The following is a 15713-nucleotide window of genomic DNA, read 5'->3' on the forward strand; positions in this document are numbered from 1 at the left end:
CGCCATACCCGTCCGATGGGCTTCACGATCGCCGCGCGTGGGCGTCGACGCCGCGCAACCGTCGCGCTGTCAACCACCAGATGTCGTACACGCGCCCTTCCTCGTCGCCGTCGGGCGGGAGCAGGCGGTTGCAGGTCATGTGGAGGACGCTGCGCAGGATCCCCTCCGCTCGGTCGTCGAGGCCGCTGCGCCCGAGACCGCACGAGGCGACGACGTCGTCCATCGCGTCCTGCAGCGAGGGCGCGGCACCAGCGAGCGCTCCGAGGGGCCCGTCCTCATCGAGTGTTGCGTCTGCGGCGAGAGCCCGGGTGAGCAGCGGCATGTTCGCCCGCACATAGCCGCGATCCGACGAACGGATTTCTTCGGAGCGCAGGCGGGAAAGGAACGACTCCGCTTCGTCGGCATCCGGGACGAGCGCACGCACGTAGAGCGCCATGAGGCCGAGGGCGAGCACGCGGCGATCCCCCGTGCCGAAGGAGGTGGCGGGTCCGGCGACCATGGCGGACTCGAGGCAGAAGAGGGTTTCGAAGCGATCGAAGTGCTCGGGGGTCGCATAGCGGCCGTATTCCGGGCGGTACGGCATCTCGAGCACGTCCGAACTCATGCCGCGTCGACGGAGCTCTTCGTGAAGGTCCCGCACTGCCGCGCGCACGTCGTTCTCTCGGCCCGGTCGAACCCGGAGGCGGAGGCGGAGGTGGCTGCGCTGATCGCGATACCGCACGAAATACCAGCGGTCCACAGACGAGCGGAGCCGCGGATCCGCGGTCATGGCCCCTGCCAGGCGGCCCAGTACCGCGTCGCCGACCCGGGCCGGGGTGTACAGGTGGAAGGACATCCATCCGTCTCGTGTAGCCAGCGTGTCGTCGACGAAGAAGGGGGCGTGGACGGCCGCCGATGCGGCAGGAGCGTCGTACCGCAGCGTTCCTCGTCGGCGCGAGGACTGCGCCAATCGGACCGGCACGACGAACTCCGCTGCGTACCGTCCGCCCCGTTCGTCCGTGACCACGTGCTGCTCCGGATGAGGGAGCGCCTCTTGGAGGCGGATCACCGTGCGACGCCGCGCCTCCGACCGCAGATGCCGTTCGGCGAACTCCGAGTCGAGATCGAGGAGAAGGCGGTTGTCATCCTGAACGTCGTAGACGTGGGCCGGAACGTCGAAGGTCCGCCGCCATTCATCCAGGGAACGTCGAAACGTCAGCGCGTCCGAAGGATCGAGGTGTTCGGGGACGGTGATCGTCCACTCCGCGGATCGGATCACGACATCTCCGCGGACGACCCGGGGGAGTCTCAGGCTCCGCTCGAACGGCCCCCACGAGAATCCTCCGAGGGGACGGCGTCGCACCGCGCCGATCTGCAGGGCCACCTGCACGATGTCGGGAGCCAACTGCGCGGTCAGCAAGTGGGATTGCGTCGGATGGACTTCCTCCCCCAGGCTCCGTGACCAGATCCGGAGGCGCTCGTAGTCGGCGACGACCCAGAGGTCGTCCAGACCCATCGGCGACGTCGTCTCCGTCCCGAGCGGCGCGTTGATGGCCAGCAGGTGATCGCCGGTCGTCGGAGCGACGGCGACATTTCCGGCTCGAGCATCGCGTGGCAGGTACGAGAACTGCACCTCGCGTGCCGTATCGGGCGGTGCGGTCACGGCATACCTGCGCAGACCGAGGATCTCCGCCCGGAAGTCCGGGTCGAGCAGGTGCGCGAAACGGCCGAACGTCGTCCCGCCCTCGGCGACGGGGGCGTGGTTCAGGATGACCCGGAATCCCTCGATGGCCGTGTCGTCCTCCGCGATCTGGGCGAAGACATCGATGCTCGGCTGAGGAGGATCGGTGTCCACGGTCGGGACGGCCGCCACGAGCCGTGCCTCGACGTCGGCCGTGATGCGGATCTCCGCCGCGCCGTCGTGGAGAGCGGAGGTCAGCAGATCGTGGAGGACCCATTCGTACGGCGTGAGCTCGCGCGCGGTGCGCCCCGTTGCATCGATCGCCTGCGCCACGCTCCCGAGACCCCGCACGGGATCGAGGAGGTCGGCGAGGCGCACGGCGGACCCGAACCCGAAGCGTTCGAGGAAGAGGCGGTGATACTCGATCATCGCCTCCCGGTTCGACAGGGCTCCGTCGCCCGCACCGGGGGCGACGGCCGTGAGGAAGGTGGCGGCGTCGGCGATCGCGGCGCCGATCCTCCTCGGAAGGATGCCCGCCGTGCCGGTGAGACCGACGTGCATCTCGACCGCGTCGCCGTCGTGAGAGTGCTCTCGCGCGGTGCGGTTCCCCACGCCCAGGGCGTCGGCGAGCCTCCCCCGATCCGCCGCCGCGACGTCGGAGGTCAACGACTGCAGGATCTCGGCGGCGGCGGGGGCGAGCTCCACCGGGGGCGATCCCCGGTGCGAGAGCCGTACCTGGGCGTTCGGGATGAGGAACCCGAGATCGACGAGATCCTGGATCGTCCGACGGATACGTGCGGGGTCGACAGTCGGATATCGCGTGCCGATGAAGCTCTCGAGATCCGCGAGCGTGCGCGGAGATGTCCGGGCACGCTCGATCAGGAGGGCGACCGCGTCCGTCACACGCACGCGCGCTTCGCGATCCTCGTGCCGGCCCAGGGCGAAGACGCCGGGAAGGATGAAGCGGTCGGCTTCGCGACGGATCAGATCGTTCGCCCGATAGCTCCCCGCACCCGTGTCCGTCTCTCGGGCGATCGCGGCCACCAGGCCGAGATCGGGGCGTATGTGGATGCGGGTTCGCTCTGATCGTGGGACCATCGCGGCGAGGTCCGTGGTGTCGGCGAAGATCCCCGCACCCACCGCCGAGAACAGGCCGAAGGGTGTCGGTCGCGTGTGCGCGCGGACGTAGTAGCGCTGAAGGCTCAGGAGCTTCGCCGGGTCCGGGGACGCCGTCTTCGTCGAACGGCGCGCCCATGCGTGCAGCCCCGGTGCGGCGTGGAGGACGGCGAGATCGAGGTCGGGGTCGGCGAGGATCTTCGAGGGCGTATCCGGTGGCTCCGGCGTGGCGAGGCCGGATCGCCATCGGTTCACGCGCAGGAGGAATCGATCCGCCGAGCGGTAGAGATATCTCGGCTCAGCCATGGACCGCGCCGCCCGTCAGGAGCTCCGTACAGGCTCCCCGCGCACGGTCGTCGCCTCCCAGCATCACCAGAGCTCCTGCGGCCCCCATCAGGAACGCCGGGTCGTCGTGCGAGGCGAGGGAGAAGCCGAGCGGCGCGTCCGGGTCGAAAGACCGGAGAAGGCGTCGGGTGAGGGTGAGATGCAGGGCAGCCCACCTGTCCGGATGGACGTAGGGCCGTGCGGCCCGCGCCAGGGCCAGGAGACCCGCGCTCCCGTGGCAGAGGCTCGCATCGTTCGCGGTGTCGGGTGCCGCGGACGCGAGCCGTTCGAGACGGGCGAGGAGGGATGCCGCGGCGTGGTCGCGGAGCCGACCATCGCCGAGCGCCTCTCCCGCGCGGATCACGGCCAGATCCACCCCCGCGTCGCCTGTGCACCACGCGGGCGTCCCGGGACGTGCGGTCTCGTCCGCGGAGAGCCCCTCGCCGACGCGCACCGCGAACACTTCGTGTGTCAGTCGTGCCACCTGTTCGCGCACCGCGCCGTCGCCGACTTCGGCGATCACCGAGGTCGAGAGGGCGAGGAGGATGCCGGCGGCTCCGTGGGCGATCCCCAGCCGATCGACGACCTCGCCGGGCGTGTCCTGACGGGTCGGCGTCCGGGCGTGCAGGACGTGGATGGGTCTCGAGGACCTCCGCACGATCGCCCCCAGGTCGCTGCTCACCGCGCGCGCGACCTCCCGTGCCGACGAATCGCCGCCGGCCGCCGCTGAGCTCAGATGGAGCAGCCAGCCTGCACGCCCCGAGATGACGTCGATATCGGACTCGTGAGAGGGTGGCCGCCTCCTGACGTCCTCGAGCATCGATGCTCGAACCCGATCGCGGAATCGCACGGATGCCGCGGCGTAGCGGTCATCGCGCGCGGCGAAGGCTGCGAGCACGCGGTCCACTCCGCTGGCTCCGTCGTAGAGCCCCAGTGATGTCAGCGGGTGCACCTTCGTCGCGCCGATGGCGGCGGACAACAGCTCGTGCGCCGCTGAGCCCACCCCGGTCGGGCCACGCTGCAGGAGGAGGTGAGCGTACGCGATGCCCGCGAACCCGTTGCCGAGGGTCCGAGCATCCCAGGACACCTCGGCGCCTGAGGCGAGTCCACGCGATACGAGGTCCGACACCGCTGGTGCGTCGGAGAGACGGTCCAGGCACGAGGAGATCGCCTCTCGGTCGACGTCGAGGATCGGTTCCGTGGACGCGTCCCCCGAGGTCGCGAGGGCTCCCCGGTCGTGACCGGGGAGCCCCGCGGGCGACGGCGGGGTCAGCACCGCCCCGTCGTCTGCGTCGACCCGCACGCCCCGGTGATCAGGATCGTCTTGCAGATGATCCGGCTCAATCGGATGACCGGCGTGGATGCGGGTTGGACCGCGGCGCCACGGGCACCGAGCTGCGGGTCGAGGTCGAAATCCTCCAGTGCGTCCGTCATGTCAGTTTCCCCACTTTCTCTGTGTTTCTGTCGGTCCCGGCGCCAAAGACGGCGTAGGACACCCAAGCCCCGACGAGCGCTGCTCCCACGGCCGCCCACACGGCCGGGACGCCCCCGAGGATGATCGCGACGGCACCGGCGACGACCACGAGCTCGGCCGACCATTGCGCGACCACTCGGCCTCCTGCGCGAGGGCGCGCGCCGGCTTCGCGTGATCGCGCGCGCGCCCTGACGTGCAGGATCGCCAGACCAGCGCCCGAGATCAGCAGCAGGGCGCCGCCCGTCGCGGTGGTCCCCGGCGTGAAGGACGGCGTGATGGTCGTCGTCAGGAGGACGATCGCCGCGACGAAGAGACCGTCGGCAAGGGCGAAGCCTCTGCGGAGGGTCCGATCGTTCTCAGTTGACATAACCACTCGCCTGCAGCCGGAACATCTGGGCATAGAGACCGTTGTCGTCCATGAGGGAGTGGTGATCGCCTTTCTCCACGAGCTGGCCGCCCTGCAGCACCAGGACCTCGTCGGCGGTGCGAACCGTCGAGAACCGGTGCGAGATCAGGATCTTCGTCGCAAGGTGGCTCTCTTCGGTGAGTCGGGAGAAGACGGCCTCCTCCGCGCGCGCATCCAGAGAGGCGGTGGGCTCGTCCAAGACGATGACCGGGGAGCGTCGGAACAGCGCGCGAGCCAGTGCGATCCGCTGCCACTGCCCGCCGGAGAGTTGCTTGCCGTCGGCGAACCATTTGCCGAGCTGCGTATCGATCCCGTGCTCGAGGGTACGGACCGTCGAGGTCATCTCCGCGCGATGGAGCGCTTCGCGGACGCCCTCGTCGTCGTCGGCCCTCGAGATCCTGCCGAAGGCGACGTTGTGGCGGACGGACGCTTCGTACTGGATGAAGTCCTGGAAGAGCACGGTGAGGTGATCCCGGTACTGGTCGCGGTCGAAGGTCCGAATGTCGACTCCGTCGAGCAGGATTCGTCCGGACGTGGGCTCGTACAGCCGCGCGAGGAGCTTGACGATGGTCGACTTGCCGGCTCCGTTCTCTCCGACCAGCGCGACGGTGCGCCCGGCGGCGATCGTGGCGGAGAATCCGTTCAGGGCGGGCTGTTGCTGCCCGGGGTAGGCGAACGTCACGTCCTCGAAGACGATCTCGTGGGCGGGTGAATCCGGCACGTCGACCTGCCCCGGTCCGGCAGGAGCCGCATCCGTCACGGGCAGGTCCAGGAAGGCGAACAGGTTCCCGAGGAACAGGGTGTGCTCCACGAGCTGCCCCAGTCCGCCGATCAGCATCTGCGCCGCAACGGTCACCGCACCGATCGCCCCGATGTAGGCGGCGAGTCGTCCCAGGTCACCGGCGTTGAAGGCGTCGCCGATCGCGAGGAAGACGGCCACGGCGGTCACCGCGACTCCCGCCAGACCGGAGAGTGCCGTGGCCCGGCTCCGGCGTCGTTCGATCGCCATGTCGACCGTGTAGAACCGCCCGAGCATCGCGCGATAAGAATCGATGAAGTGCGTCACCAGGCCGAAGAGGCGGGTCTCTTTGTAGGTCTTGTCGTTCGTCACGAGTGCCAGCAGATATTGGCCCCTCCGCCGTTCCTCCGAACGATCCCGCTCGACGGCCCACAATCTTCGGACGAAGATCTGATTGGCGACGACCGGAAGGATCGGGGCGAGAAGGACGAAGAGCGCGACCAGTGGACTCCATGTCACGAGCACGCCCATGAGGAGCACGAGCGAGACGGCGCCCGATACCGCCGCGATCAGTTGGGCGAAGAATTGATACGGTCGTCCGGTTGCTTCGCGGGTCGCCAGTTGGAGACGGTTGTAGACGTCGGGGTTCTCGAAATCACGGAGCGAAAGCGTCCCCGATTTCTCCATCAGGCGCACGTTGAAGGCATTCGAGACCCGTTGTTCGAGAGCCGCCTGCCAGTACCCCTGAAGAGTCGTGAGGATCAGTCCGAGCAGGGCGAGACCCGCGAACAGTGCGGGATAGATCAGCAGCGAGGACGGGTCCGTCGCCGACTGCACGGCGTTCACCGTGAGGCCGAGCAGAACCACCTGCGCGACGGGGATCACGGCGTCACAGGCAGTGGTCAGCAGAATGCCGAGGACGCCGCGCGGGTTCGTCTCCCACACGAGTCGCAGCACGCGAGACCAGTTGTTCATCGGACGCTCTCCCTCGTGTCGGTGTGCGGGGGCTCGATGTCGGCGAAGGCCCGCTCGCGTCTCGCGGCGGCTTCTGCCGTCAGCGCCCAGAGCCCGAGCGCCCGGGGTTCGATCGCATTACCGATCGGGTAGACCCGGTTGAAGGTCATGTGCATGATCGTGGCCGCAGCTGCCGCGAGGTCGTCGACACCGTGCTCGCGCCGGAAGGCCTCCGCGAACGCGCGCAGCGTCGCCCGGCACTCGTCGAGCGCCAGACGGAGTTCCGCGGTCTCGGCGAATCCGACGCTGCGGAGAGCCTCGCCCGGGTCGCGAAGGGCCGAAAGGAGCGCCGGACGGTTCTCGCGGTAGAAGCGCCGGAAGGAGGCATCCGTGCTCGGCTCGACACCGAGCGCGGAGTGCGACACGCCGATCGCCTCGTGCAGGTGGGCGAGCAGCGCGACTCCCACCACATCGTCGCTCGCCTCCGACGGGGTGGCCGTCGCCCTGGCCGCAGCGAGCGCGATGGCGAGGCGCGACGTGGCTTCGAAGACGGGAAGGGCTTTGACGTACAGCGCCTCGCCTCCATAACGCTGGAACTCCGGGACGTAGCCGGTGAGTGAGCTTTCCCGCACGACGCGCTGTGCGACCAGAGCATCCGCCCATCGGGCGACGGCAGTGCGCAGCCGATCGAGGTGACGGGGGGTGCGAGCACGCAACCGGATGCGAAGCGCATGGCCCGGGAGGGGGTATCGCACGAAGAACCATCGGTCTCGAAGCGAACGCGTGGCCTCGAGAAGCAGACCGAGATGCGAGGAGAGGACGAGTTCGAGGTCGGCGAGGCTCGCCTGGACATCGATGCACACCCACCGCGGGTCCCATTCCTGGCTGGTGCGGATCCCCGCCGGAGCCGTGCGCCTCGCACTCGGGTGCCGGTGAGGGGACTCCGACTCCTCGGGCGCGGGGAGGGCCACCGAGACGACGAGTTCGTGAGCGAACGACGCTCCTGCGGGATCGGTGACCAGGCCCGGATGCCCGCCGTCCCGGTCATCCTCATCCGCGTCCAGTGATTCTTCGAAGACGAGCGCTGTCCCACTCGTGAGCGCGCGGGACTGCTCCTCGGCGAGGATGGCGACGTCGATCTCCGCGTCCAGATCCAGCGGCAGTCGGTTGTCGTCGCGCACGAGGGTCACGCGAGCCGGCATCCGTAGCTCGTCGCGCGTCGCGCGCAAGGTGGAGGCGAAGCCCACCGAACCTTCCGCCGCGGCGAGGAGGGCGGGATGGATGTTCCACCGCGCGGGGCTGAAGATGACCCGGTTCCGAACGACCCGCGGGAGGTAGGGAGCGCCGGAGAGACGGCCCCAGTCGAAGATGTTGAAGCCCCGGAGGCCGTCCCTGGACAACTCGATGAGCAGCCGGATGACGTTCGGCGCCGACAGGGGCGACAGCATGTGATTCTCCACGAATCTCACGCGGTCACCACGGCGCCGGTCCACGAGGTAGAACGACGAGCCGTCGTTACCGACCAGCACGTCCGCGAGGCTCATCCCCGTCGATGTGTCGGATGCCACGCCGACGTCGAGGACGTCCAGAGAGGGCGCGGACGTACGGGCGACGTTGGCCATCCGCGCTTTGTCCGGCAGGTAGCGCAGCAGGACGAGGCGCGTATCGGGCGCGCTGTGGCGTGACTCCCTCGCGAGCATCGCGTCGACGAGGTCGGCCGCGTCGTCGAGCACACCCGTGAAGCGCCCCGTCGAACGTCCGCCGAGCGCGAGGCCCTCCGGCAGGACGGCGAGATCGAAGTCGCCGCGGTCCACGTGTGCCGCCGAGCGCGCGAGGACACGGACGAACAGATCGAAGGAGGCGGACGGGGGCCGCGTGTCCTCCGTCTCGTAGGCGGTCAGGATGTCGTCGGTGAGCTCCAGGGGCGTGCCGGACAGAAGAGCAGCCGTGTAGGCCCCCAGGAGGGCCGAAGCGCCCGCGGAGTCCGTGGGGGCGGGGAAGCCGGGAAGGGGGTAGGTACGAAGGGGGAGCTGGTAGCCCGCGGGCGCCTCGAGTCCCCGGCTCGCGCTTAGGAGCTCGAGAACGGGGACCTCGCCGCCGACGCCGTAGCGCTCGAGGAAGTGCTGCTCGTACTCGACGATGGAGGCGGGACGCGGCGGGAAGAAGCTCGTGCGCACGAGGACGTCGGCGACGTCTTCGACACGACGTGCCACTTTCTCGGAGAGCGTCGCCGAGGCCAGCGCGAGTCCGGCGTTCACCGTCACGGTCGAGTCGGAGAAATCGGAGAGCAGGGCGCTCTGGCTGCTTCTCGCGGTCGGCAGCGTGGCGTTCAGGCCCTCGATGTCCCGGACGGCGGACAGGGAGGAGAGGATGCGATCCAGTTCGCCGCGCTCGACCCGGAATTCGGCTCCGCCCCGGGTCAGGGCGTCGAGTATCGGTACGCCCTCGTTCCCCGGAATGAGGCTCGGCACGACGGCCGGGTACAGCACACCCTGGGTCAACAGAGTGTCCACAAGTCCCTCGATGGTCTCGGGCGCGATGCCGGGGTGGGCGGCGCGCAGCAGTTCGACGACCTCGTCCGCGCTCGCGCCCTCTGCCGCAGCAGTCAGAGCCTGCTGCACGGGGGTCGTCACCAGGAGGTCGACGTGGTTGCTCACCGAGGTGCCGAACACGTTCGACTGCGCGACGTCCAGGCGGCCCGCGATCTGCTGGGCGTAGGGGTTCACGGCGAGCGGCAGCCGCCGGGCTCCACCGCCGGTCGACAGCGACGTGGCGAAGGCCATCAGCCAGGCGAAGTCCGCGAAGGCTTCCACTCTGCCGATGGGGTCGTCCTCGAGGCGCAGATCCGTGTGCGCACCGAAGGTCCCCAACGCCACTCCCGCGAAGAGCCCGAAGGGCGTCGGACGGTTCGACATCCGCAAGAGGTACTTGCGCAGGCTGCGCAGAGCACCGAGTTCTTTCCGCTCGTCGCTCGAGAAAGGAGCGGCTTCATGGAGTCGGCGGAGCTGATCGACCAGACGAGGACTCGCCGTCGACAGCGCGGCGACGATGCGATCATCCGAGAGGAGCTGCGGAATCGCCGCCCTCAACGACTCGTAGGAGGAGAGCGCGGAGAACCGGCTCCGGCTCCAGAGAGGAGTCCTCACGACGAATCGGTCATGTGCCCGATATCCGTGCGTCGGTCGCGGTGCGATCATGGTGTTCCTCTCAGAATCCGAACAGGTGTCGCCACGGTGAGCGCGGGGCGCGTCCCCCACCGGCAGCCAGCACGAGGGCGATGCCCGCAGCTCCCTGGATGACGGACGGGTCGTCCAACTCCTGGGCAGGTTCTTCGACGTCGCGATAGAGCAGCGGAGCGTCGACGTCGCCCCTCTCGAGCAGGTCGCGTCGCAGGGCGGCATGGGTGCTCTCCGGATCCCGGCACACGCCGAGCACGGTGTCGGCACATGCCAGAATTCCGGCTACCCCGTGGCAGATCGACGGACTGAGGACCTCGCTCGGTTGCGGGTGGCGATCGAGGGCGCCCCGCATGATCTCTCGGGCCTGCGCGACCAGAGCGGGTTCCCGCACGGATGCGCCCGCGCGGTGAAGCGCGAGAGCGACACCCGGCGCCCCATAGCACCAGGCGTGCGGAGCGCGAGCCCTGTGCCGCGGTCGAGGACCGGGGGAGGACGTCGAACGGGGGATGCCCGTCGACCAGATCAGACCGAAACGGTCGCGATCGGCGACGTCGAGGATGCGGGCGGACAGATCCTTGACGAGCGATCGCCTCTTCTCGTCGCGTCCACCCGCCGTTTCGACCGAGGATAGCGCCAGCAGCACTCCGGGCAGACCGTGGGCGAGTCCCGTGTTGAGGTAGCCCAGCGGGAACTCCTCCGCGTATTCGGGGAGAGGGTAGTGACGGGGGGAGATCATGGCGCCGTCTCCCACGAGCTCACCCCGACGCAGGAGCTCGTGCAGATCGTCGAACACTCGATTGATGGCGGCGCCGACGGCCTCCACCTCGGGTAGGGCGCTGCGAATCGCCGTCAACGCCATCAACACCCCGGCGCGACCGCTGATGATGTCGTAGTCAGCGTCCGCGACGTCATCGACCGCGGGAAGGAGCTCGGCGCTGAGAGCCTGTTCCGCCACCTCGTCGGCGAGGGCCGACGCCCGCGCGTGCCAACGTCGAGGGTCTCGACGGGCGGCCGAGAGATAGGCCAGCACCGCGCCTGGAGTGCCACCGAAGAGCGAGGCGTCCTCACCGGCCGCTGCGGCGACGGGGTCGTGGCACTCCTCGAGGATGGCATCCGCGCGGAGCGACCATTCGTCGGCGTCTGAATCCGAGGCGGCGGTGAGCTCCTCGAACACGAGGGCGCTTCCCAGTGGCCCCATGGCGACGGACTGCGGGTTCCAGCCCGTGGGGAACCTCGCCGTCTGCCGCACCTGTCGTCGAGACGATCGCACCGTCTCAGGGTCCGCGAGACGGCGGGCGATGGCCTCGACGGTGAGATCACTGCTGAGTGTCAGCGGCACGCCTCGTCTCCTCTCCGTTCCGGGGATCGCCCACCCGCGTCTCTGCGGGCGGGCGATCGGGTGACTCACCAGCAGGCGAGCGGGCTCTGCGTGATGCAGAGCGGCGTGCAGCCGCAGGTGGCCTTACAGGTCACACGGGTGCAGATGGCTCGAGTGACCAATCCCAGCGAGGCGGGTTCGACGTCCGCGCTCGCCGAGTTGGACTGCACGCGGACATCGATGGTGAATGCGTTCATTTGAATTCCCTTTCGGTTGCTGCTCGTTGTGAGCACATGCAAGCAATCGCGACGTTATTGATCAAGGAATTCAATGGTCAATCGGTTCTTTTGTATCGCATCGATAGTCAATCGAATGATTCGTGATCCGCGGCATCCCTTTTCTCGGGACGGAGGAAAATTCCGCGAGCGAGAAGAGCCAGGCCCGCGAGAAGGACGAGGATCGCAGCGCCGTGACCGACCCAGCCAGCGACCGTGTCCATCCCGAAGAGGGACTGTCCCGCCTGATTTCGATAAGCGACCCAGGCGAGGAAGACCGCGACCAAAGCGGACCCCGCGACGATGTACAGGGTTCTCGTTATCCGGTCTCGTGCGGTAATGATGTCGCCCTCGTCTTTCATATGTGCAGAAAGCGTGTAAATGCGATGTCGCATCGGTTTCGCTGCTGCCCTCCGGTATCGCTGTCTCGGGGCGCGGGGGAGGGAATCATCCGTGCCTCATGCGATTCCATCAGCCGGGGGAGCACGCGAACACGTCCGGACGTCGTCCACAATGCAGACGAAAGTCGCTAGCGTCGACCGCGCTCCGCGTATCGCCGTCGTGGCGTGGGCGCCGTGGCCGCGGGAGGGAGCCGGTTCCTCGCGACCGCGGAAGACGATCGCCGACGCGGCCGGGCGGATGCGCTCGGCTGTTCCGTCGCGCAGGATCCGTGCCTGCGGCGGCCGTCCTCGGGATGGCCTTTCGGTCCGGCCTTCCGCCGGCAACGAAAAAGGCCCCGGGGTGGAACCCGGGGCCTTCGTCGTTCTGTGCGCGAGGGGGGACTTGAACCCCCACGCCCGTTAAAGGGCACTAGCACCTCAAGCTAGCGCGTCTACCTATTCCGCCACCCGCGCATCTGGGTGTTTTGCTGCTTTCGCAACGAAGAACGACATTACCACGCTCCCGACCCCGCCTCGAATCGGTGCCGCTTCCCGGGCGCGTCTAGGGGCGACGCGCGGCGGGCCGCGACGCTCGTCCCCGGTACCGTAGTGCGCATGCCCGAGCTCGAAACCGACGTCCCCGAGGTCGCCCGCGTCGCGCGAGACCTCATCCGGTTCGACACGTCGAACTACGGCGGAGGCCGTGCCGAGGGAGAGCGCGAGGCGGCCGCCTACGTCGGCGCTTATCTCGAAGCCCTCGGCCTCGAGGTCGAGTACTACGAGCCGGTCGAGCGTCGCACGAACGTCTGCGCCCGTATCCCGGGCCGCAACCGCGACAAGCCCGCTCTCATCTTGCACGGTCACCTCGACGTGGTGCCCGCCGTCGCCGCCGACTGGAGCGTCGACCCCTTCGCGGGCGAGATCCGCGACGGCGTGCTGTGGGGCCGCGGTGCCGTCGACATGAAAGACATGGATGCCATGATCCTCACCGCCGTGGCCGAGGTGCTGCGCGCGGGGGAGCAGCCCGAGCGCGACATCATCGTGGCGTTCTTCGCCGACGAGGAGAACGGCGGCGTCGAGGGTTCGGCCCGCGTGGTCAGGGACCGACCCGAGTGGTTCGCCGGAGCGACCGAGGCCATCAGCGAGGTCGGCGGGTACTCGATCGCGGTGGGCGACCGCCGCGCGTATCTGCTGCAGGTCGGCGAGAAGGCCCTGGTGTGGATCAAGCTCGTCGCGCGCGGTCGCGCCGGTCACGGCAGCGGCCTGCACGCCGACAACGCCGTGACGAAGCTGGCCGAGGCCGTCACCGCCCTCGGCCGCACCGAGTGGCCGATCCGTCTCACCGACACCACGGCTCAACTGCTCGCCGGCCTCGCCGCGATCACGGGCGACGACGCGGGCGACCCCGATGCTCTCGCGCTGCGCACGGGCGCGGCATCCAGCTTCATCCGCTCGACGCTGCGCACCACGACGAACCCCACCGGGCTCACCGCCGGTTACAAGCACAACGTCATCCCCGACCGGGCCGAGGCGCTCATCGACGTGCGGGTGCTGCCCGGTACCGAAGAGGCGGCCCTCGCCGACATCCGCCGCATCGTCGGGCCCGGGATCGAGATCGAGATCGTCCACCAGGACATCGGCCTCGAGGTGCCCTTCTCGGGTGACCTGGTCGATGCGATGATCGCGCAGCTCGGTCGACACGACCCCGGGGTGCCGGTCGTGCCCTACCTGATGGGCGGAGGTACCGACAACAAGGCGCTGTCGACCCTCGGCATCGCCGGTTACGGATTCGCGCCGCTGCGACTTCCCGCCGACCTCGACTTCACCGGGATGTTCCACGGTGTCGACGAGCGCGTCCCCGTCGACGCGCTCTCCTTCGGTCAGCGAGTCCTCGCCGACCTCATCCGCACGTACTGAAGGACCGCATGCATATCTTCGAGGTCATCGTCCTCGGGCTCGTCCAGGGCCTCACCGAGTTCCTCCCCATCTCCTCGAGCGCCCACCTGCGCATCGTCGGCGAGTTCCTCCCGTCGAAGGTCGACCCCGGGGCCACGTTCACCGCCATCACCCAGATCGGCACCGAGCTCGCGGTGCTCATCTACTTCCGCAAGAAGATCGGCCGGGTCATCTCGCGCTGGTTCCTCTCGCTCGGCGGCAAGGTGCCCCGCACCGATCCCGACGCCCGCATGGGTTGGCTGGTCATCATCGGCACGCTGCCGATCGCCCTGCTCGGCGTGCTGCTGCAGAGCCTCATCCGCGACAACTTCCGGAGCCTGTGGATCACGGCGGTCGTGCTGATCGTCTTCGGCATCCTGCTGGGTCTCGCCGACCACTACGGCGCGCGTCGCCGCGAGCTCGACGACCTGACCTACCCGCACGGCATCGCCTTCGGTGTCGCGCAGGCGCTGGCCCTCGTGCCGGGCGTCTCGCGCTCTGGGGCGACCACGACCCTCGGCCGCGCGCTCGGGTACAAGCGCACCGCTGCGGCGGAGTACTCGTTCCTGCTCGCCGTGCCCGCGGTCTTCGCCAGCGGCTTCTTCGAGCTGTACAAAAGCTTCGACGAGGGCACCGGGCCCTACAGCCTCGGCGAGACCGCCATCGCGACGATCATCGCGTTCGTCGTGGGCTACATCGTCATCGCCTTCCTCATGCAGTACCTCAAGCGCGGCAGCTTCCTGCCCTTCGTGATCTACCGCGTCGCTCTCGGCGTGCTCATCATGGTGCTGTTGACCCTCGGTGTGCTGCCGGCGTACTCGGCCATCACCGGCTGACCCCGGATGCCGCGAAGGCGTCGTCCCGTTCGGGGCGGCGCCTTCGTCGTGTGCGGGCGGGCCGTGGGGTCCGGTGGCTTCGACGGGCTCGGTCGCCCCGGCTCGCGCGCGCGGCTTGCGGTGGCGTCGAACGGCACGGCCACTCGAGCGCACCGCAGAAGGTCCCTGAGCCTGTCGAGGGACCGGGGGAGTCGTCGCCGACCCGCCCGCTCAGCGTCGGGGCGGGTCGTCGCGTCCGGGTTTGGTGGGGCCGTCGCCGCCGCGGCGCAGGTAGCGCTCGAACTCCTGGGCGATCGCGTCCCCCGAGGCTTCGGGCGAGTCCCACGTGTCACGGGTCTGCTCGAGCTGGCGGATGTACTCGCTCATCTCGTCGTCGTCGGCCGCGGCCGCGTCGATCGAGGCTTCCCACAGGCGCGACTCGTTCTCGAGGTCTCCGCGCGGGACCGCGATGCCGGTGATCGACTCGAGCTTCTCGAGCAGGGCGAGCGTGGCCTTGGGTGAGGGGGTGTGCCCGGCGACGTAGTGGGGAACGCTCGCCCAGAGGCTCGCGGTCGGGATGCCCACGGTCTCCGAGACATGGCCGATGGCGCTCAGGATGCCGACCGGCCCCTCGTACAGGCTCCGCTCGAGGCCCAGGCTCTGGCGCACGCCCTCGTTGTCGCTGCCCGCGAAGACCGAGATGGGGCGCGTGTGCGGAACGTCGGACATCATCGATCCGAGGGCGACGAAGCCCGTGACGTCCTCGCGCAGGGCGACGTCGATGAACTCGGCGGCGAACGCCTGCCAGGCTCGCGCGGGCTCCACCCCGACCAGCAGCCAGATCTCGGCGTCGTCGGAGCGCTTCACGGGACGCAGGAGCGTGGCCTCGGGCCAGGTGAGGGTGCGGCGGCCCTCGGCATCCAATCCGACCTGGGGGCGGGTGTACTGGTAATCGAAGTACAGCTCGGGGTCCACCGAGTGGACGACCTCGTACTCCACATCGGCGCGCAGCATCGATGCCGCCGCCGATGCGGCTTCTCCGGCATCGTTCCACCCGTCGAACGCGGCGACGATGATCCGGCGACCCAGTGCGTCCACGCAACCTCCTCTGCCCCGTCGGGGCTGGCTTCCAGAATAG

At 69.0% G+C, this 15713-nt stretch carries 11 protein-coding genes and 1 tRNA gene; 2 read left to right on the plus strand and 10 right to left on the minus strand.

Features of this window, described 5'->3' with window-relative positions; genetic code table 11:
• Window positions 1–22 precede the first annotated feature (22 nt).
• The 9 genes from BLS25_RS06710 to BLS25_RS06750 all read right to left on the minus strand — a co-directional run bounded on the left by BLS25_RS06710 (window position 23) and on the right by BLS25_RS06750 (window position 12299).
• The gene (locus tag BLS25_RS06710) at window positions 23–3082 is read right to left on the minus strand and encodes a lantibiotic dehydratase (protein WP_074694886.1); all 3060 of its coding nucleotides are present in this window, start codon (window positions 3080–3082) and stop codon (window positions 23–25) included.
• On the minus strand, window positions 3075–4403 hold the full coding sequence (locus BLS25_RS06715) for a lanthionine synthetase LanC family protein (RefSeq protein ID WP_074694887.1): 1329 nt from the start codon (window positions 4401–4403) through the stop codon (window positions 3075–3077). Before BLS25_RS06715 ends, BLS25_RS06710 begins: the two co-directional genes overlap by 8 nt.
• Window positions 4370–4534: a hypothetical protein gene (locus tag BLS25_RS16855; protein WP_176786331.1), complete on the minus strand. Its 165-nt coding sequence runs from the start codon at window positions 4532–4534 to the stop codon at window positions 4370–4372. Before BLS25_RS16855 ends, BLS25_RS06715 begins: the two co-directional genes overlap by 34 nt.
• Window positions 4531–4941, minus strand: coding sequence for a hypothetical protein (locus BLS25_RS06720; protein WP_074694888.1), 411 nt, complete (start codon window positions 4939–4941; stop codon window positions 4531–4533). The genes BLS25_RS16855 and BLS25_RS06720 overlap by 4 nt, the downstream gene beginning before the upstream one ends.
• A complete protein-coding gene (locus BLS25_RS06725) occupies window positions 4931–6694 on the minus strand; it encodes an ABC transporter ATP-binding protein (RefSeq protein WP_074694889.1) in 1764 nt (587 codons plus the stop codon). The genes BLS25_RS06720 and BLS25_RS06725 overlap by 11 nt, the downstream gene beginning before the upstream one ends.
• Entirely contained in the window at window positions 6691–9819 is a 3129-nt protein-coding gene (locus BLS25_RS06730; protein ID WP_176786332.1) for a lantibiotic dehydratase, read from the minus strand. The genes BLS25_RS06725 and BLS25_RS06730 overlap by 4 nt, the downstream gene beginning before the upstream one ends.
• Window positions 9820–9880: 61 nt before the next feature.
• The gene (locus tag BLS25_RS06735) at window positions 9881–11191 is read right to left on the minus strand and encodes a lanthionine synthetase LanC family protein (protein ID WP_074694891.1); all 1311 of its coding nucleotides are present in this window, start codon (window positions 11189–11191) and stop codon (window positions 9881–9883) included.
• A 65-nt stretch (window positions 11192–11256) separates the two neighbouring features.
• Window positions 11257–11427: an FDLD family class I lanthipeptide gene (locus tag BLS25_RS16860; protein WP_176786333.1), complete on the minus strand. Its 171-nt coding sequence runs from the start codon at window positions 11425–11427 to the stop codon at window positions 11257–11259.
• Between the two features lie 786 nt (window positions 11428–12213).
• Window positions 12214–12299: transfer RNA gene (locus tag BLS25_RS06750), tRNA-Leu, on the minus strand.
• 141 nt (window positions 12300–12440) lie between these two features.
• On the opposite strand from BLS25_RS06750, the gene BLS25_RS06755 reads away from it, so the two are divergent.
• Window positions 12441–13742, plus strand: coding sequence for a M20/M25/M40 family metallo-hydrolase (locus BLS25_RS06755; RefSeq protein WP_074694894.1), 1302 nt, complete (start codon window positions 12441–12443; stop codon window positions 13740–13742).
• Window positions 13743–13750: 8 nt separating this feature from the next.
• Window positions 13751–14596, plus strand: coding sequence for an undecaprenyl-diphosphate phosphatase (locus BLS25_RS06760; protein ID WP_074694895.1), 846 nt, complete (start codon window positions 13751–13753; stop codon window positions 14594–14596).
• 210 nt (window positions 14597–14806) lie between these two features.
• Here BLS25_RS06760 and BLS25_RS06765 read toward each other — a convergent pair whose 3' ends face one another.
• Window positions 14807–15673, minus strand: a complete 867-nt coding sequence (locus tag BLS25_RS06765; RefSeq protein WP_056231963.1) for a PAC2 family protein — start codon at window positions 15671–15673, stop codon at window positions 14807–14809.
• Window positions 15674–15713: the final 40 nt, after the last annotated feature.

Origin of the sequence: Microbacterium testaceum StLB037 (assembly GCF_900104345.1) — a bacterium.
In the GTDB taxonomy this organism is placed as follows: Bacteria; Actinomycetota; Actinomycetes; order Actinomycetales; family Microbacteriaceae; genus Microbacterium; species Microbacterium testaceum_A.